At 64.6% G+C, this 16,892-nt stretch carries 15 protein-coding genes; 4 read left to right on the top strand and 11 right to left on the bottom strand.

Annotation, left to right across the window (positions count from 1 at the left end; all coding sequences use genetic code 11):
• Positions 1-18 precede the first annotated feature (18 nt).
• The 11 genes from HBR93_RS04340 to cbiE form a co-directional block, all read right to left on the bottom strand.
• Positions 19-1,029 (bottom strand): iron ABC transporter permease, encoded by a 1,011-nt coding sequence (locus HBR93_RS04340; RefSeq protein WP_169959872.1) that lies wholly within the window; start codon positions 1,027-1,029, stop codon positions 19-21.
• A complete protein-coding gene (locus tag HBR93_RS04335) occupies positions 1,026-1,973 on the bottom strand; it encodes an ABC transporter substrate-binding protein (protein ID WP_169959871.1) in 948 nt (315 codons plus the stop codon). The genes HBR93_RS04340 and HBR93_RS04335 overlap by 4 nt, the downstream gene beginning before the upstream one ends.
• Positions 1,970-2,758, bottom strand: a complete 789-nt coding sequence (locus HBR93_RS04330) for an ABC transporter ATP-binding protein (protein ID WP_057437525.1) — start codon at positions 2,756-2,758, stop codon at positions 1,970-1,972. The genes HBR93_RS04335 and HBR93_RS04330 overlap by 4 nt, the downstream gene beginning before the upstream one ends.
• 37 nt (positions 2,759-2,795) lie before the next feature.
• Positions 2,796-4,904 (bottom strand): TonB-dependent receptor, encoded by a 2,109-nt coding sequence (locus HBR93_RS04325; RefSeq protein ID WP_169959870.1) that lies wholly within the window; start codon positions 4,902-4,904, stop codon positions 2,796-2,798.
• A 153-nt stretch (positions 4,905-5,057) separates the two neighbouring features.
• The gene (locus tag HBR93_RS04320) at positions 5,058-6,440 is read right to left on the bottom strand and encodes a PepSY domain-containing protein (protein ID WP_169959869.1); all 1,383 of its coding nucleotides are present in this window, start codon (positions 6,438-6,440) and stop codon (positions 5,058-5,060) included.
• A gap of 104 nt (positions 6,441-6,544) precedes the next feature.
• On the bottom strand, positions 6,545-8,620 hold the full coding sequence (locus HBR93_RS04315) for a TonB-dependent copper receptor (RefSeq protein WP_169959868.1): 2,076 nt from the start codon (positions 8,618-8,620) through the stop codon (positions 6,545-6,547).
• Positions 8,621-8,713: 93 nt separating this feature from the next.
• Positions 8,714-9,136, bottom strand: a complete 423-nt coding sequence (locus HBR93_RS04310; protein ID WP_115127287.1) for a DUF2946 domain-containing protein — start codon at positions 9,134-9,136, stop codon at positions 8,714-8,716.
• A 19-nt stretch (positions 9,137-9,155) separates the two neighbouring features.
• On the bottom strand, positions 9,156-9,638 hold the full coding sequence (locus HBR93_RS04305) for a copper chaperone PCu(A)C (protein ID WP_115127288.1): 483 nt from the start codon (positions 9,636-9,638) through the stop codon (positions 9,156-9,158).
• 45 nt (positions 9,639-9,683) lie between these two features.
• Positions 9,684-10,079, bottom strand: a complete 396-nt coding sequence (locus HBR93_RS04300) for a DUF2946 domain-containing protein (RefSeq protein ID WP_169959867.1) — start codon at positions 10,077-10,079, stop codon at positions 9,684-9,686.
• 272 nt (positions 10,080-10,351) lie between these two features.
• Positions 10,352-11,062 (bottom strand): cobalt-precorrin-6A reductase, encoded by a 711-nt coding sequence (locus HBR93_RS04295; RefSeq protein ID WP_169959866.1) that lies wholly within the window; start codon positions 11,060-11,062, stop codon positions 10,352-10,354.
• Complete coding sequence (cbiE, locus tag HBR93_RS04290; RefSeq protein WP_115127291.1) at positions 11,059-12,264, bottom strand: precorrin-6y C5,15-methyltransferase (decarboxylating) subunit CbiE; 1,206 nt, start codon at positions 12,262-12,264, stop codon at positions 11,059-11,061. The genes HBR93_RS04295 and cbiE overlap by 4 nt, the downstream gene beginning before the upstream one ends.
• Positions 12,265-12,375: 111 nt before the next feature.
• Here cbiE and cobG point away from each other — a divergent pair, with 111 nt between their 5' ends.
• Genes cobG through cobJ form a run of 4 tightly spaced genes read left to right on the top strand, consistent with a single transcriptional unit; the run spans position 12,376 to position 16,661 of the window.
• The gene (cobG, locus tag HBR93_RS04285; protein WP_169960029.1) at positions 12,376-13,674 is read left to right on the top strand and encodes a precorrin-3B synthase; all 1,299 of its coding nucleotides are present in this window, start codon (positions 12,376-12,378) and stop codon (positions 13,672-13,674) included.
• Positions 13,667-14,293: a precorrin-8X methylmutase gene (locus HBR93_RS04280; RefSeq protein ID WP_057437540.1), complete on the top strand. Its 627-nt coding sequence runs from the start codon at positions 13,667-13,669 to the stop codon at positions 14,291-14,293. Before cobG ends, HBR93_RS04280 begins: the two co-directional genes overlap by 8 nt.
• Entirely contained in the window at positions 14,293-15,024 is a 732-nt protein-coding gene (locus HBR93_RS04275) for a precorrin-2 C(20)-methyltransferase (protein WP_029297692.1), read from the top strand. Before HBR93_RS04280 ends, HBR93_RS04275 begins: the two co-directional genes overlap by 1 nt.
• Complete coding sequence (gene cobJ / locus HBR93_RS04270; protein ID WP_115127292.1) at positions 15,024-16,661, top strand: precorrin-3B C(17)-methyltransferase; 1,638 nt, start codon at positions 15,024-15,026, stop codon at positions 16,659-16,661. Before HBR93_RS04275 ends, cobJ begins: the two co-directional genes overlap by 1 nt.
• Positions 16,662-16,892: the final 231 nt, after the last annotated feature.

Raw genomic sequence — 16,892 nt, 5'->3', positions numbered from 1 at the left:
GATGAGTGTTGAGGAGGCCTAGCGCCTGCGCATCAGGCCAATAAAAAACAGCCCGCCAATCGCCGCCGTGGCCACGCCTATCGGCAGGTCTTCGGGGGCGATCAGGGTGCGCGCGGCGACGTCCACCCAGACCAGGAACAGGCTGCCCACCAGCACGCACACCGGCAATAAGCGCCGGTGCTCGGCGCCCACCAGGCGCCGGGCGATATGCGGCACCATCAGCCCGACAAAGCCGATAGAGCCGCTGATCGACACCAGTACGCCGGTCATCAGCGAGGCAATCAAAAACACCCGCAGCCGTACCGTGCGGGCATTCAGGCCCAGGGTCACGGCGGTCTGCTCGCCGGCCATCAGCGCGTTCAGTGGGCGGGCCATGCCCAGCAGCAACAGCAGGCCCAACAGCACGGTGGCGCTGGGAATCGCCAGCAGTTCCCAGCGTGCCAGGCCGAGGCCGCCGAGCATCCAGAACATCACCGCCGACGCGGCGCGATGGTCGCCCATGAACAGCAGCAGATTGGCCGCCGCCATCATCACAAACGACACCGCCACGCCGCACAGCAACAGGCGATCACTTTCTAGCCGGCCGTTGCGACTGGCTACCGCCAGCACCACCAGCATGCTCAGCAAGGCGCCGATAAAGGCGGCGATGGGCAGGGTCAGCAGGCCGATGATCTGGCCGACATGCAGCACCACAATCACTGCGCCCAGAGTTGCGCCCGAGGTCACGCCTAACAGGTGCGGGTCGGCCAGCGGGTTGCGGGTGACTGCCTGCAAGACCGCGCCGATCAGCGCCAGCCCGGCGCCCACCAGTGCCCCAAGCACCATGCGCGGCACGCGGATCAGCCAGACGATATGCTCCTGGCCCACCGACCAATCCACTTCGCCGATCCCCAGGGCCTTGTACAACAGAATCCGCCACACCACGTCCACCGGCACCCGCGCCGAGCCGAAGCCCAGCGAGACCACACAGGACACCAGCAGCACCGCACCCAGGGCGGCGAGCAGCAGGGCATAGCGGCGCTCGATCATTGGCCGTGGAACCCCTTGGCCAGGGTTTCCACCGCCAGCACATTGTCGATGCCCGGCGTGGCCTGCACGTAGGGGATCACGATAAAGCGTCGCTGCTTGATCGCATCCACCGATTGCAGGGCCCGGTTATCCAACAGGAACTGGATTTTCTGCTCGGCAGTGATTTCGCTGTAGTCGACGATCACGATCACCTGGGGGTTACGCTCGACGACGGTCTCCCAGTTGACCCGGGTCCAGCTGGCATCCACATCGTCGAGGATATTGCGCCCGCCGGCGGCAGCGATCAGCGCCTGGGGCATGCCCAGGCGGCCGGAGGTCATGGCGCGGTCTTCGCCGCTGTCGTAGAGAAATACCCGTGGCTGTTCGGCGGGCAGGGTTTTCTGCACGGCGGCGACCTGGGCCTGCATCCGGGCGATCAGGGCATTGGCGCGGTCCTGCACGTCGAAGATCCGGCCCAGGTTGCGCAGGTCGTTATAGGTGTCGTCCAGGGTCGCAGCCGGGCGCTTCATCACGAATGCGCACGACTCGGTCAATTCCAGCACGTTGATGCCCAACGGTTGCAGGGTTTGCGGGGTGAGGTCGCCACCGACGCGCATGCCGTAGTCCCAGCCGGCGAAGAAGAAATCCACGTTGGCATTGAGCAGGGTTTCCACCGACGGATACTTGGCCGCCAGCTCCGGCAGGCCGTCGAGAAGGGTGGCCATTTGCGGGGTCACCGCTTTCCAGCCGGTCACGCCGCTGTAGCCGACCATGCGCGACTTGAGGCCCAGGGCGAGCATCATCTGGGTCATGTTGATGTCGTGGCTGACCGCGTGTTCAGGGGCTTGATTGAAGGTTACCTCGCGGTTGCAGCTCTGAATCTTCAACGGGTAGCGGGTGGCTTCGGCAAAGGCCTGGGTTGCACCGCACAGCAGGGTAAGGCACAGCAGGGAACGCAGGATCATGGTTGGGTTATCCAGGTGATTCGTGGGTAGCCGGACAAAGGGTGGGTGTCGATCAAGGCATCAACCCCGAACACCTCACGCAGCAGCTCGACGGTCAGTACTTGGTGGGGCGTGCCGCTGGCGACGATACGGCCATGGTTGATCACGTACAGGCGATCACAGAAGGCCGCGGCCAGGTTCAGGTCGTGGATGCTGGCCAGGGTGCCGATCTGCAGGCGCTTGACCAGCTTGAGCAGCTCCAGCTGGTAGCGCGGGTCGAGGTGGTTGGTCGGCTCGTCGAGGATCAGCAGTTGCGGTTGCTGGGCCAGGGCGCGGGCGAGGATCACGCGCTGTTTTTCACCGCCGGACAGGGTGGCGAAGGCATGGTCTTCAAAGCCCAGCAGGCCGACGGACTCGAGGGCCTGTTGAATCAATTGGCGGTCGTGCAGGGTATCGCTGTCGAACAGCCCTTTGTGCGGAGTGCGGCCCATGGCGACCACTTCATCGACCCGCAGGCCGAAGGCATCGGGGAATTCCTGCAGCACCACGGCGATGCGCTGGGCGCACCAGCGCGAGGATTGCTTCCACACGTTCTGGTGATCGAGGTGCACTTCGCCCTGCTCGGGTTTGCTGAAGCGGTAGGCGCAGCGCAACAGGCTGGTCTTGCCGCTGCCATTGGGCCCGATCAACCCGACAAACTCCCCGGCACCCACCTGCAGGCTGGCATCACGCAGATGGAACTGGTGATGGCAGTGGCCATGCCCCAGGGGGGACCAGGCGAGGTGGTGAAGGTTGAGTGTGGGCATCAAATATCTCGAGTCAAACAGCGATCCGGGGTGGGGGTCAGAAGGTGTAGTCCGCCGTCACGAAGAACGAGCGCGGCTCCCCCAGAATCCATTGCTGGCCGTCATTGTATTGGCTTACGGCATAGGTGCGGTCGAACAGGTTATTCAATTGCAGGCCCAATGTCGTGTTGCGCAGGGCTTTCCACGAAACAGTGGCGTCGACCACGGTATAGCTGGGCAGCTCATTGCGATTGGCCATGTCGGCGTAACGCGCATCCACATAACGCACGCCGGCCCCGGCACGGATGTCGTCGGTCACGGCCTTGCTGAGCCACAGGTTGGCGGTGCGGCGCGGCACGTCCACCGGGCGATTGCCGTCGCGCGAAACCTGCACGCCGCCGACGTCCTGCTGGAAGTCGTCGTACTGCGCCCGCACGATGGCCGCATTGGCCTGCAGTTGCCAGGCGTGGGGCAGTTGCAGGTCGAGGCTGGCCTCCAGGCCGTCGGAGGATTGCTGGCCCACCTGCTGTTTGAACTGCGGGTTGCCCGGTACATCGGTCAGCAGTTTCTTTTTGACGATATGGTAGGCCGCCAGGGTCCACTCGCCGCGCTGGTCCCAGAAGGCTTGCTTGATGCCGATTTCCGTCTGTTTGGCGGTGGACAGGTCGAACGCCTGTTGGCTTGAACTCAGGGAGATCAGGCCGCCGACCCCATCGGTGCTGGTGGCGTACTGGCCGTAGACCGAGGTGTCCGGGGTGAGGGCAAAAACCAGGCCGGCCTTCCAGTTGTTGCCGGTGAGGGTCTTGTCGTTGCGTTCACCGCTGCGCAGTTCATCGCGGTCCAGGTGCACGTAGTCGCGACGGATGCCGGTGATCAGCGAGAGCCGGTCAGTCAGTTGCAGGCGGTTTTCCGCAAAGCCCGCGAACTGCTTGGTGGTGGTGGCGAACAGCGGCAGGAACGGGGTGGCACTTTCAAACGGTGCCTGGGCCGGGTGTTTCAGGTCAATGGGCTGACCTCCGGTCACTACGTCGGTAAACGGTGAATTGCTGGCCAGGCGGAAGCGGATGCGGTTGTATTCCACGCCGGTCACGGTCTGGCTGTCGAGGCCAAACAGGGTGTGTTTGAAGGTAAAGGTCTGGCGGTCGCCGACCTGTTCCTGGTTGTGCTTGATGCCGTAGAAGCCGCTGCGGGTCAGTTGCCCGGCACTGAAATTGTAGTTCTCGGCGTTCTGCCAGCGGCGCTGGGCCTTGAGGTAGTACAGCTCGTTGCGCGCGCTGACACTGTCGTTGATCTGCCACTCGCTGCTCAGGCGGGTCCACTGGTCGTTGTAATGCTGGGTGTCGTTGCTGACGTTGTAGTTCTTGTCACGCAGGCCCTTGTGCAAGTGGCCGTTGAGCAGTGGTGTGCCGAAGTAGTTCTGCGGGCGCTGGTCGCCGTAGTCGTGGGCCAGGGTGAAGCTCAGGTTGTCGGCAGCCTGCCAGCGCAGGGCGCCGCTGGCAAAATCGCTGGCCGAGTCGCCACGGTCGATAAAGCCATGGCTGCGCAGGCGGTTGAGGTTCAGGCGATAGCTCAGGGTGTCGGTCAGCGAGCCGCCACTGTCCAGGGCCTGTTGCTGGCGATCATAGGAACCGTAGCCGAGACGGATGTGGTTTTCGATCTCGCCCTCAAAGGGCTTTTTCGCGACGGTATTGACCACCGCGCCGGTGGCACCTTCGCCATACAGCACCGATGCGGGGCCGCGCAGCACGTCCACGCGCTCGACGGCCCAGGTGTCGACCGGGAAGGTCGAGGTGCCCATGCCGTTGTACAGGCGGTTGCCGTCATACAGTTGCATCACTGAGCCCTGGCCGGCAAAACCCCGAGCCTGCAGCGAGGTGCCACCGTCGCCTGGGGTGCCGGTGCGGCTGATTCCGGTGGCGCGGGAGATGGCGTCCTGCACACTGGCATCAGCGCGCTCACGGATCTGCTCGCCGGTCTGGCTTTCGACACTGCCTGGGGTTTGCAAGGCGCTGAGGCCCAGGCGCGAACCGGCGGTGGTCGGGGTGTTGAGGTCGACCGGTGCGCTGTCCACCGCCGGGGCGGTCACGGGGCTGACGGGCAGGGTCAGGGCCTGGGCACTGTTGTGCAAGGCAAGCAGGCACAGGCCGCTGGCAAGGTACTTGTTCATTGGGCGGCAGATCGCTTCTTCGAGACGGTACTCGCCGCTGGGCGCGGCGAGTGGGGACAGAGCAACAAGTGTTATAAGTTAACACTTCTTACGTGGAGGATGAAAGCCCGCGTAAGACTACATAACGCCTCTATGTAGGGCATCTCGCCTACCTCATGCAGAAGATGAGGCCGATTCACGTTGCTTGAACAGGCGTGACAAGACCAGCCGATCCAATACCCAGACCACGATCAGCGAGGCGCCGACCAGCGGGAAAACAATCGCCAGGGCGAGCATGATCACCATCGCGGTTTTCCACTTCGGCAAGTCATGGCGCAACGGCGGAACCCCCAGGCCACCCTGTGGCCGGCGCTTCCACCAGATCACCAGGCCGCTGACCGAACTCAGCAGAATCATCAGGCACACCAGCAGCACAATGATCTGGTTGACCACGCCGAACATCTTGCCCTCGTGCAGCATCACCCCGGACTCGGTGACCCGCGCTACGGTGTTGTAGTGCTCCCAGCGCACATCGGCCAGGACCTTGCCGGTGTATTGGTCGACATGCAGGGTCGCATCATTGCGCGGGTCGTTGGCGAACACCGCGATGGTGAACACGCCCGTGGCTGTGGTCGGGAACGTGATGCTGTAGCCCGGCTCGACTTGGCGTGCGGTGGCCAGGTCCACCACCTGTTGCAGGCTGATTGTCGGGGCGGCAGGACCGTGGTGCATGCCGCCGTGCTGCATGTGCTCGGCATGCTCGCCGGACATCGGCATGGGGGTGTTTTCCATGGCCCAGGGCACGGTCTGTTGCGTGGCGGTATTGAGGCTGCGGGCTTGCTGGTCGGATTGCGGCACGTCGTTCCACATGGCGGCCGGGAAGCGGTTCCAAAGGTCGGCGTATTGCTTGCCCCAGAAGCCGGTCCAGGTCAGGCCGCTGAGGATCATCAGCAGCAGGAACGCCGCGCCCCAAAACCCGGTGACCGCGTGCAGGTCGCGCCAGAACAGGCGCCCGCGACTGCCCAGGCGTGGCCACAGGATCCCGGCGGCCGATCGGCCGCGCGGCCACCACAGGTACAGGCCGGACACCACCAGCATCACACCCCAGCCCGCCGCGAGTTCGATCAGGCGGTCGCCAGTGGTGCCGATCATCAACTCGCCATGCAGGGCACGGACGATGGCTTGCAGGTTGTAGGTCGCGTCCTGCTCCCCGAGCACGTTGCCGCGATAGGGGTCGACGAACACCGTCAGTTCGTGGCCGGCGTTGTGCAGGACAAATTGCGCGCTGCTGCTGGCGTCCACAGGTGGTAGGTATTTGCTGAGGGTGGCTTGGGGGTAGGCGGCCTTGGCGCGCTGCAATTGCTCGTCGGCGCTGAGGACATGCGCGGCGGGCTCGACCTTGAGCAGGTCGCCATACATCAACGGGTCCAGCTGGGGTTTGAACAGGTAGATGATGCCGGTCACTGCCAGCAACACCATGAAGGGCGCGACAAACAGCCCGGCGTAGAAATGCCAGCGCCAGGCCAGGTTGTAGAAGGAAATTTTTGGCGGGTTCATCAGGGTGCTCCGCAAGGTTTTTTATTTATAGGTAGGTCTGGAGGTACGGGCCTGTGTAGGAGCGAGCGAGCCCGCTCCCACACAAAGCCACCTCCCACTAGCTGTTAGAAGCTCATATCCACCTTGGTCCAGAGCGTGCGCCCTGGTTCATTGATGGCTTGCGGGTCGTTGGCCGGGTAGCCGAAGCCAGCGTTGCCGGCCAGGTTCAAGTGTTCGGCGTAGGCCTTGCCAAACAGGTTGTCGACGCCGGTGCTGACCTTGAAGTTCTTGTTGATGCGGTACGCCGCATTGAGGGAGAACACGCCAAAGCCACCGCTCTTGGCGAAGTCCTTGCCGACCACGTTGCCCTTGTTCTGGTCGATGCGGTTTTGTGCCGCCACCACGCGCCACAAGGCGCCGGCGCTCCAGTCGTCTTCGCTGTAGGTCAGGCCGAAGCGCGCGTCCAATGGCGGCATTTGTGGCAGGGCCTTGCCATCACTGCTGTTTTTGCCCCAGGCGTAGGCCAGGGTCGCATCGGCTTTCCAGTTGGCCGTCAGCTTGTAGGCTGCGCCCAATTCACCGCCCATGATCCGCGCGTTGATGTTCTGCGCCTGGGAGGTCATGCCCATCATCCCCGGGGTGTAGTTGAACAGGATGTAGTCGCGCACCTGGCCGATATACCCGGAGGCCCAGGCTTCCAAGTCAGCGGTTTTGTATTGCAGGCCGAAGTCCAGTTGGGTGGTTTTCTCTGGTTTGACTGCATCAAAGGCATTCAGCGAACCCGCTGGGCCTTTGCCGGGGGAGAACAGCTCCCAGTAGTCCGGGAAGCGTTCGGCGTGGCCGAGGCCGGCGTAGAGGGTCGTCGGGCTGTCGGCCAAGTCATGTTCATAACGTACGAAACCGGACGGCAGAGTGTCAGCGCGGGTATCGCCGGCGGTCGGGTTGGCGCGGCTCATCATGCCGCTGCCGGTGCGCTGGCGGTAATCCTTGGCCGAGGCGCGATCCAGGCGGGCGCCAGTGATCAGCCGGTCATTGTCGGCGGCGTACCAGGTCAACTCGCCAAACACCCCGTAGTTATGGAAGTCGGCGTCCTTGTTGCGCGGCAGGTTCTTGTAGGTGTCGACCCCGGCGCTGCTGCGCTGGCGATGTTCGTTGGTCTGTGCGTCGATACCGCTGATCAGTTGCACATCGGCCCAGCGCCAGGTGGCCTTGATCCGCGCGCCGAGGGTACGGCGGTCGACGTTGGAAGCCATGGGCCCGGCCATCATCCCGGTGCCCGACGGCGTGCGCAGGCTGTAGTTGTCCATCACGTGGTCGGCGTAGTTGTAGTAGACCTGTGCTTCGACCTTGTCCAGCACCTCGCCGATGTTGGATTTCTCGAAGCGCAGGCCGAGGCTTTCGCGCAGGAACTGCGAGCCGTCCATGCCGCGCCCGGCGTAACGCGCTTCGCCATCGCCACGGCCGGCGGTGAGCTCCAGAAGGGTGTCGGCGTCCGGGGTCCAGCCGAGGGCGACGTCGCCGTTCCATTTGTCGTAGCGCGAGGCGACGGTGTCGTTGTTGCCGTCCTTGTAATCGTCGGAGTGAGCCTGGTTGCCGATCACGCGAATGTAGCCCAGTGAACCGCCGGCGGCGGCATCCACGACTTTGTCGAAGCGCCCGTTGGAGCCGGCGAGGATGCTCGCATTGACTCGGGTGCCCAACTCGCCGAACTGCTCCGGCTCACGGTCGAACAGCACCGTACCGGCCGAGGCGCCCGGGCCCCAGAGCACGGTTTGCGGGCCTTTGATCACGGTCAGCTTGTCGTAGGTTTCCGGCGAGATATAGGAGGTGGGTGCGTCCATGCGGCCAGGGCAGGCGCCGAGCATCATGCTGCCGTTGGTGAGGATATTCAGGCGCGAGCCGAACATGCCGCGCAGTACCGGGTCGCCGTTGGTGCCGCCATTGCGCACCAGGGCAAAGCCGGGGATGGTCTTGAGGTAGTCACCGCCATCACTGGCCGGCACAGGCTGGCGCGGGTCCTTGGGGTTGGTGACGATGGTCAGGGGGGAGCTGGGGGCGACGCCGGTAATCACTGTCGGGCTCAGCTCATTGTGATGCTCGGCGTGTTCGTCGGCATGCGCCTGTGGCGCCAACAGTGCGCCGCACAAAACGGCGAGCACAGGGGTACGTCCCATACGGGTGTCAGCAGGAAACCTGGACATAAAAATTCCATCAATCAGTCGTAAACAACACGGCCAGCAGCCTGCGGCTGTCTGTGTGAAGGCGGCCGTGCGAAGTTGTGTGTTATTGGCGGTCTACGACTGGCTGGGCGGGGCGCGGCTGCGGGCGCCGGGGAAAATGCTCTGCCGGGCATGGCCCAGGCGCGGTGCGGGGATCAGGCCAGTGGCCGGCGGCGGGCTGCCGAGGGCCACGAATGACACGCTGCCAGGCAGGGCCGGGCAACTGAACAACAGGCTGCAATAGCCGCATTTCTCCCACATCACGTGGTCGGCGGCGGGGACCTTGGCGTGCTCGGCCGGGTGCTGGGGCGCGGCATGGCAGGTGTCGTCCATGGACATCTGCATGGACATGCCGGCGTGATGATCCATCGGCATCGCTTGGGAAATCAGCGGTCCGATAAAGATCATCAGCATGGCGAACAGGCTGATCCAACTGCCGCCCGCCAACCTCAAAGGCTGGCGGCGGCGCGTGGTCGACCTGTTGGCGCGAGCACCCATGGGGAGCGGCCTGGGCTGGTTAATGGGCGTGCTTGTGTCCGTGCTCGGCCATCGGCGGTACTTTTTGCACCGAGACTTGCACTTTTACCGGCCCGGCCTTTTCGAAGTTCAAGGTCAGCGGGAAGTGCTGGCCGTCGCGCAACTGGCTGCGATCTTTAAGATCCAGGAGCATCACGTGATAGGCCATCGGCGCAAAGGTCAGCTCGCCCTTGGACGGCACGGCCACGCTGGGCACCTGCTGCATCTTCATCAGGTCACCGTGCATCACATGCTCATGCAGCTCGGCCTTGGCCGCCACTGGCGTGTCGACACTGAGCAAGCGGTCCGGGGCTTCACCCTGGTTATGGATCACAAAGTAGGCGGCTACCGTCGGCGCATTGGGCGGCAATTCCTGTGACCAGGGGTCGCTCACCAGCAGGTCGCCGGCCTTGTAGTCATCGGCATTGGCGGCACTGAACGCAGGCAGCAGCAAGGCCGCCAGAAGCAGGGAAGATTTGAGCATGGCAGTTCTCCAGAACGATTCAAACGCAGTTCAATTGCGAAGTGATCAAACGGTAGGAGAGGCGCGGGGGCTGAGGCTCGGCCATTGCTGGCGCGGAGTCGGGGCTTGCAGGGCAGGCGATGGCAGGCCAGGCGCCGGGTCGATTCGTGTGAGATACAACTGCGGCACATGCCCCGGCAGCGCCACCAATGGCGCCGAGCCCGAACAGCACCAGCAATGCTGCATGCTGGAATGTTCGTCCTGCTGCGGCGCCGGTATATCCAGCGTGCCCAGGGACATCGCCACCAGCTTGCTGCCATTGGACGAACAGAAACTGCCCCACAGCAATTGCTCGGAAGGGCTTTTACCCTGTTGCATTGCCCCGGCCAATGGCATGGCAAACGCATTGAACAGCACTGCAAGGCAGGCGATCCAGGCAAATGCAAAGCGTTGACGGGCCATGGCGGACAATCCGTAGGGTTAAGCGATCAGGTGGGTATTTAGCCTGATCGGGGGGCATAAGTAAAAGTTGCTGGTGTGGTTTGGTGTCGCAGTGATGTCAGTGGCTGTGCTTATCATGATAGACGCGAACGCAGGATTACCAATCGCGAAAACACCGCAGTCCTAAATGTGGGAGCGGGCTTGCCCGCGATTGGGGTATGTCAGGATCAAATATGCTGACTGATACACCGCTATCGCGGGCAAGCCCACTCCCACATTTGAGCTGTGTTGTTCTATAAAACCTGCAGTATTGCGTCGACCGTCAAAAACTCCCGATCCACCCCCGCCAACACCGGCCGCTGCAAAACCACCACCGGTATGCCGCGCTCGCGGGCCACCTCCAGCTTGGGTTCGGTGGCGCTGCTGCCGCTGTTCTTGCTGATCAGCACATCAATCCGCCGTCGTTCGAACAACGCCCGTTCATCCTCGATCAAAAACGGCCCACGGGCGCCGATCACTTCGCAGCGTTCGTTGCCGGGGTAGACGTCCAGGGCGCGCAAGGTCCAGAACTGCCCGGCGGGGATTTCATCGAGGTGTTGCAGCGGTTCGCGACCGAGGGTGAACAGTGGGCGCTGGAAGGGTTTCAATGCCTCGATCAGTTCGCTCCAGTCACTGACTTCACGCCAGTCATCACCCGGTTGTGGCTGCCAGGCGGGACGGCGCAGGGCCCAGCAGGGGATCGTGCACAAGCGCGCGGCCTGGGCGGCGTTGGCGCTGATTTGTGCGGCGTAGGGATGGGTGGCGTCCAGCAGCAGGTCGATGCCCTGTTCGCGAATAAACTGCGCCAGCCCTGCGGCGCCGCCGTAACCACCGACGCGCACCTGGCACCTCAGGTCAGTGGGCACCCGGCCAATCCCGGCCAGGCTGTAGATATGCTGGGGCCCCAGGGTGCGGGCGATGGCCAGGGCTTCCGTCACGCCGCCCAGCAGCAGGATGCGCTTCATAGCGGCTTGAGCACTTCAAGCAAGGTGATGGGCAGCGCCTGGCGCCAGGTATCGAAGTCGCCCAGGGGCTGGGCCTGGGCCACGTGGATGCGGGTCAACTCGCCGCCGTGTTGCGCGCGCCAGGCCATCAGGGTCATTTCGCTTTGCAGGGTCACGGCATTGGCCACCAGCCGCCCACCGGGGCGCAGGTGTTGCCAGCAGGTGTCGAGCACGCCGTCGCGGGTCACGCCGCCGCCGATGAAAATCGCATCAGGCGCTTCCAGCCCTGCCAGGGCCTGGGGCGCGCTGCCGCGAATCAATTGCAGGCCAGGCACGCCGAGGGCATCGCGGTTATGTTCGATCAGTTGCTGGCGGCCAGCGTCGGCTTCAATCGCCAGGGCGCGGCAGCTGGGATGGGCGCGCATCCACTCGATGCCGATGGAGCCGCTGCCGGCGCCGACGTCCCACAGCAATTCGCCAGGGGTGGGGGCGAGGCGCGCGAGGGTCATGGCCCGCACATCGCGCTTGGTCAGTTGGCCGTCATGCTTGAACGCTGAGTCCGGCAGGCCGGCCAGGCGCGACAGGCGTGGGGTATTGGCGTCGGCGAGGCAGTCGATGGCGACCAGGTTCAGCGCGGCAATGGCTGGGTCTTGCCAGCTTTCGGCGTGGCCATCGATACGCCGTTCGGCCGCGCCACCGAGGTGTTCAAACACACTCAGGCGGCTCGGGCCAAACCCGCTGGCGCGCAGCAACGCGGCGATGGCCGTCGGGCTCTGGCCGTCGTTGCTCAACACCAGCAAGCGCACGCCGCTGGCCAGATGAGCATTGAGCGCGGCCACCGGGCGGGCGACCACCGACAGTGTCACCACGTCCTGCAACGGCCAGCCCAGGCGCGCCGCCGCCAGTGACACCGACGAAGGCGCCGGCAGGATCAACAGCTCATCCGCCGCCACCTGCCGCGCCAGGCTGGCGCCGACGCCGTAGAACATCGGGTCGCCGCTGGCCAGTACGCACACCGGTTCAAAGCGCCGTGCCAGCAGCGGCTCCAGGGAAAACGGGCTGGGCCACAGCTCGCGTTCGCCGCGGATGCACACCGGCAGCAAATCCAGCTGGCGCTGGCCGCCGATGATACGAGAGGCGCGCAACAGAGCATGCCGGGCATTCCTGCCCAGGCCCTTGAAGCCATCTTCACCAATGCCTACTACTGTCAGCCAGGGCGACATATTGATTCCTTGAACGACATCCGACGGGCAGGCTTTTCATGCTGCCGGACAAAGCAGGCATAATACCGCGCCTTTACCCGTGAACCGGTAGCCCCCGTGAAGCCACTTCCTCTGTCCGCCAGCAAACGTCCCTCGGGTTGTCCGGGGTTGCTGCGTATTGTCCAGGCATTGGATGGCGGGATTTGCCGGATCAAACTGGCCGGTGGGGTCATCACCGCCGCGCAGGCGCTGGCCGTGGCACACGCCGCGCAGAGCTACGCCGGCGGGGTGATCGAGGCGACCAACCGCGCCAACCTGCAGATCCGCGGCATTGGCCTGGAGCACGAGGGTTTGATCGCGCACCTGCTGGCCGCAGGCCTGGGCCCGACCACCGCTGCGGGCGATGATGTGCGCAATGTGATGCTCAGCCCCGGCGCGGGCATCGACCGCGACATGCTGCTGGACACCCGGCCCCTGGCGGAGCAGATCCTCGCCACCCTGCAGACCCATCCACGGTTCCATGAGTTGTCGGCCAAGTTCGCCGTGCAACTGGATGGCGGCGAAGCCCTGGCGATGCTCGAACATCATCACGACCTGTGGTTATCGGCTTACCCCGCGCAGGGCCAGACCTTGTTGGCATTCGGCCTGGCCGGTTGCCCGGGGCGTGACAGGCCGCTGGGCGCCGTACCCCTGGAGCAAGGCCATGAGCTGGTCGTGGCGGTGTTGGAACTGTTTCTTGAGCTGGCCCGACCCGACCAGAACCGCATGCGCGACCTGCTGACACACACGTCTGTGGATAACTTCGTCGGGCGCTTGCGCCTGCCGGTACTGCCCGCCGATGGCTATCGTCGCCGCGCCAACCCGAGCAGTTTGCGCCTGGGCACTTATCCACAGCGCCAACCGCAGCAGGTCTATGTGGCGGCGGTCACGCCATTAGGACGCCTGGACTCGAGCATGCTGCGTGGCGCCGCGCAACTGGCCCTCGAACAGGGCGACGGCACATTGCGCTTCACCCCGTGGCAAGGCCTGCTGCTGCCCAACCTGGCCCCGGACGCCGCCGTGCGCGTGACGGCGGGCCTGGCGCAATTGGGCTTCCTCTGTTCCGCCGACCAGGCCCTGGCGCGGCTGATTGCCTGCACCGGTTCCAGCGGCTGCGCCAAGGCCCTGGCCGACACCAAGGCCGACGCCCTGCACCTGGCCACGCTGCTCCAGGGCCATGGCCTTGATGTGCACCTGTCTGGCTGCCCACGCACCTGCGCTGCGGCACACATTGCCCCGGTCACCCTGCTGGCAGTGGGCACCGGGCACTACGACCTCTATTTTCGCGATGCAGGCCAGCCGGGTTTCGGCCGCCTGCACGCGCACAACCTTTCTATTGAAGCGGCGGGCGCCGTGTTGCGTGCCCGTCCACGGAGCAACACCGATGATTGATTACATCCGCGACGGTCAGGAGATCTATCGCAACTCCTTTGCGATCATTCGCGCAGAGGCCAAGCTGGATCGCATCCCGGCCGACCTGGAAAAACTCGCCGTGCGGGTGATTCACGCCTGCGGCATGGTCGAGGCTATCGACGGTTTGCAGTTTTCTGAAGGCGCAGGCAAAGCCGGCCGTGAGGCCCTGGCCGCCGGTGCGCCGATCCTGTGCGATGCGCGGATGGTCTCCGAAGGCGTGACCCGTGCGCGCCTGCCTGCCAATAACCCAGTGATCTGCACCTTGCGTGACGATAGCGTGCCGGAGCTGGCGCGGGAGCTGGGCAACACCCGTTCCGCTGCCGCCCTGGAATTGTGGCGCCCGCACCTGGCAGGCAGTGTGGTGGTGATCGGCAACGCGCCGACTGCGTTGTTCTATCTGTTGGAAATGCTCGACGCTGGCGCCCCCAAGCCGGCGCTGATCCTCGGTTTTCCGGTGGGTTTTGTCGGCGCCGCCGAGTCCAAGGCGATGCTCGCCGCAGACAGCCGTGGCGTGCCGTTTGTGATCATGCAAGGCCGCCTGGGCGGCAGTGCGATGGCCGCCGCAGCGGTCAACGCCCTGGCTACGGAGGTCGAATGATGCAGGCGCGTGGACGTTTGATCGGCCTGGGCGTCGGCCCCGGCGACCCGGAACTGATTACCCTCAAGGCCCTGCGCCTGCTGCGCGAATCGCCGGTGGTGGCGTACTTCGTCGCCAAGGGCAAGAAGGGCAATGCGTTCGGCATTATCGAAGAACACCTGGTGCCCCAGCAGACGCTGATGCCGCTGGTGTACCCGGTGACCACCGAAGCCTTGCCGGCGCCGCTGTCCTATGAACAGGTGATCAGCGATTTCTACGACGCGGCCAGTGTTGATGTGGCCGCGCATCTGGATGCCGGGCGCGATGTGGCGGTGATCTGCGAAGGCGACCCGTTCTTCTACGGCTCCTACATGTACCTGCATGACCGCCTCGCCGAGCGCTATGACGCCCAAGTCATCCCCGGGGTGTGCTCGATGCTCGGCGGTGCCTCGGTGCTGGGGGCGCCTTTGGTGTATCGCAACCAGAGCCTGTCGGTATTGTCCGGGGTGCTGCCCCACGACGAACTCAAACGCCGCCTGGCGGATGCCGATGCGGCGGTGATCATGAAGCTGGGACGCAACTTCACCAAGGTGCGCCAGGTGCTGGAGGAGCTGGGGCTGGCCGGGCGTGCGCTGTATGTGGAGCGCGCCACCATGGCCAACCAGAAAATCGTCGCGCTGGATCAGGTGGAGCCCATGTCTTCGCCATATTTCTCGTTGATCATCGTGCCGGGCGAAAGGTGGCAAGGGTGATGACGCCGGCGATCGTCATTCTCGGCCAGGGCAGCCTCGCCACCGCGCGCAGCATCCAGCAGGTGTACCCCGGCGCCTTGATCCACGGCCTGGCAGGCCGGGTGGAAGGCGCCGACCAGGCCTACAGCGAATTTGGCGCGACCGTGCGCCAGTTGTATCAACAGGGCACGCCGATCATTGCCCTGTGCGCGGCCGGGATTGTGATCCGCACCTTGGCGGCGCTGTTGCTGGAGAAAGGCGAAGAGCCGGCGGTGCTGGCCGTCGCTGAAGACGGCAGTGCGGTGGTGCCGTTGCTCGGCGGCCTGGGCGGGGTGAATATCATGGCGCGGGAAATCGCGGCGGCCCTGGGGGTGGCGGCTGCGATTACCACCAGTGGTGAACTGCGCTTTGGCACCTGCCTGCTCAATCCGCCCCAGGGTTATCAGTTGGCGGACCTTGAGCTGGGCAAGCGTTTTGTCTCGGACCTGCTGGCCGGCGAACAGGTGCGCATTGAAGGCGCCGCACCATGGCTGGAGCAGGCCAACCTGCCGCAGGACCAGCAGGCGCGCCTGAGCATTCATGTCGGCAGTGCCGAGCGCGTGCCGGCGGCCAATGAGCTGCTGATCTATCCGAAAAACACTTGGGTCACCTGCCGCCCCGGCGTCGGCTTGGCCGCGCGGGTGCGCCAGGCGTTGCAGCAGGACGGCATCGCCGTGCAGTCCCTGGCGTGCCTGCTGGCCGATGACGCCGACATGGCCAGTGGCGAACTGCATGAGGCGGCGCTGGAACTGGGCGTGCCGCTGCGCTTTACGGCGCTGGCGGCAGGCCCCGATATCATCATCCACTCGGCCGCCGGGCCCGTGGACCTGGCGCAACTGGGCCGCCCCCGTGGCCGTCTCGCCGTGATCGGCCTGGGCCCCGGCGCAGCCGAGTTGATGGTGCCGGCTGTCAAGGCAGAACTGGCGCGCTGCACCGATGTGCTGGGTTACGAAACCTATGTGCGCATGGCCGGGCCGTTTCGCGCCGACCAGGTGCAGCACTGCACCGATAACCGCGAAGAGATGCAACGGGCACGGCATGCTTTCGAGCTGGCGGCCCAGGGGCGTTCGGTGGTGGTGGTGTCTTCCGGCGACCCAGGGGTGTTCGCCATGGCTGCGGCGGTGCTGGAGGCGCTGCACGAATCCAGCGACCCGGCCTGGCAGCGGGTCGAGCTGGAAATTTTGCCGGGGGTCTCGGCGTCCCTCGCCACCGCGGCCCAGGCGGGTGCGCCGTTGGGCCATGACTTCTGCGTGATGTCGCTGTCGGACAACCTCAAGCCTTGGTCCATCATCGAGAAACGCCTGGACCTGGCCTGCCAGGCCGACCTGGCTTTGGCGTTCTACAACCCCATCTCCCGTTCGCGCCCATGGCAATTGGGGCGTGCCCTGGAAATCGTCGCCCAGCACCGCCTCGCCGCCACGCCGGTAGTGCTGGGGCGCGATATCGGTCGCCCCGGGCAAACGCTGCGCACCACCACCCTGGGCCAACTGACCCCGGACCAGGTGGACATGCGCACCATGGTGCTGATCGGTTCGTCCACCACCTGCGCGTTCCCTCGGGTGGGCGGTGGTGAGTGGGTGTACACGCCACGCTGGTATGGCGAGAAACCGGCCTCCTGAAACGGCAGCGGCCCCGCAATGGGGCCGCTGATCTGTCAGAAAAGGCTAATCATTGATGACAGAAACCTCTGTGTTCTGCCGCGTCATTTCGCAATGCCATTAACGGTTCCTCTCTTTCAGTTGCAGAAAGTAAGCCTGCGATTATCAGGTGTCACCCCATCCCCAGTATTTACGCGGGGTGCAACAAACTCTGATTTTTCCTACGGTGAAATGACGCTCTCCGTACCCCCT

The organism is Pseudomonas sp. WS 5411 (genome assembly GCF_012985595.1).
In the GTDB taxonomy this organism is placed as follows: Bacteria; Pseudomonadota; Gammaproteobacteria; order Pseudomonadales; family Pseudomonadaceae; genus Aquipseudomonas; species Aquipseudomonas shahriarae.
This window is presented reverse-complemented; position numbering and strand designations above follow the sequence as displayed.

What these genes read in the sequence shown, in the direction of transcription:
- HBR93_RS04295 (WP_169959866.1), bottom strand. Translation starts at nt 11,062, where the DNA reads ATGAAGCGCATCCTGCTGCTGGGCGGCGTGACGGAAGCCCTGGCCATC.
- HBR93_RS04310 (WP_115127287.1), bottom strand. Translation starts at nt 9,136, where the DNA reads ATGGGTGCTCGCGCCAACAGGTCGACCACGCGCCGCCGCCAGCCTTTG.
- HBR93_RS04320 (WP_169959869.1), bottom strand. Translation starts at nt 6,440, where the DNA reads ATGAACCCGCCAAAAATTTCCTTCTACAACCTGGCCTGGCGCTGGCAT.
- HBR93_RS04325 (WP_169959870.1), bottom strand. Translation starts at nt 4,904, where the DNA reads ATGAACAAGTACCTTGCCAGCGGCCTGTGCCTGCTTGCCTTGCACAAC.
- HBR93_RS04275 (WP_029297692.1), top strand. Translation starts at nt 14,293, where the DNA reads ATGCAGGCGCGTGGACGTTTGATCGGCCTGGGCGTCGGCCCCGGCGAC.
- HBR93_RS04300 (WP_169959867.1), bottom strand. Translation starts at nt 10,079, where the DNA reads ATGGCCCGTCAACGCTTTGCATTTGCCTGGATCGCCTGCCTTGCAGTG.
- cobJ (WP_115127292.1), top strand. Translation starts at nt 15,024, where the DNA reads ATGACGCCGGCGATCGTCATTCTCGGCCAGGGCAGCCTCGCCACCGCG.
- cbiE (WP_115127291.1), bottom strand. Translation starts at nt 12,264, where the DNA reads ATGTCGCCCTGGCTGACAGTAGTAGGCATTGGTGAAGATGGCTTCAAG.
- HBR93_RS04335 (WP_169959871.1), bottom strand. Translation starts at nt 1,973, where the DNA reads ATGATCCTGCGTTCCCTGCTGTGCCTTACCCTGCTGTGCGGTGCAACC.
- HBR93_RS04315 (WP_169959868.1), bottom strand. Translation starts at nt 8,620, where the DNA reads ATGTCCAGGTTTCCTGCTGACACCCGTATGGGACGTACCCCTGTGCTC.
- HBR93_RS04330 (WP_057437525.1), bottom strand. Translation starts at nt 2,758, where the DNA reads ATGCCCACACTCAACCTTCACCACCTCGCCTGGTCCCCCCTGGGGCAT.
- HBR93_RS04280 (WP_057437540.1), top strand. Translation starts at nt 13,667, where the DNA reads ATGATTGATTACATCCGCGACGGTCAGGAGATCTATCGCAACTCCTTT.
- HBR93_RS04305 (WP_115127288.1), bottom strand. Translation starts at nt 9,638, where the DNA reads ATGCTCAAATCTTCCCTGCTTCTGGCGGCCTTGCTGCTGCCTGCGTTC.
- HBR93_RS04340 (WP_169959872.1), bottom strand. Translation starts at nt 1,029, where the DNA reads ATGATCGAGCGCCGCTATGCCCTGCTGCTCGCCGCCCTGGGTGCGGTG.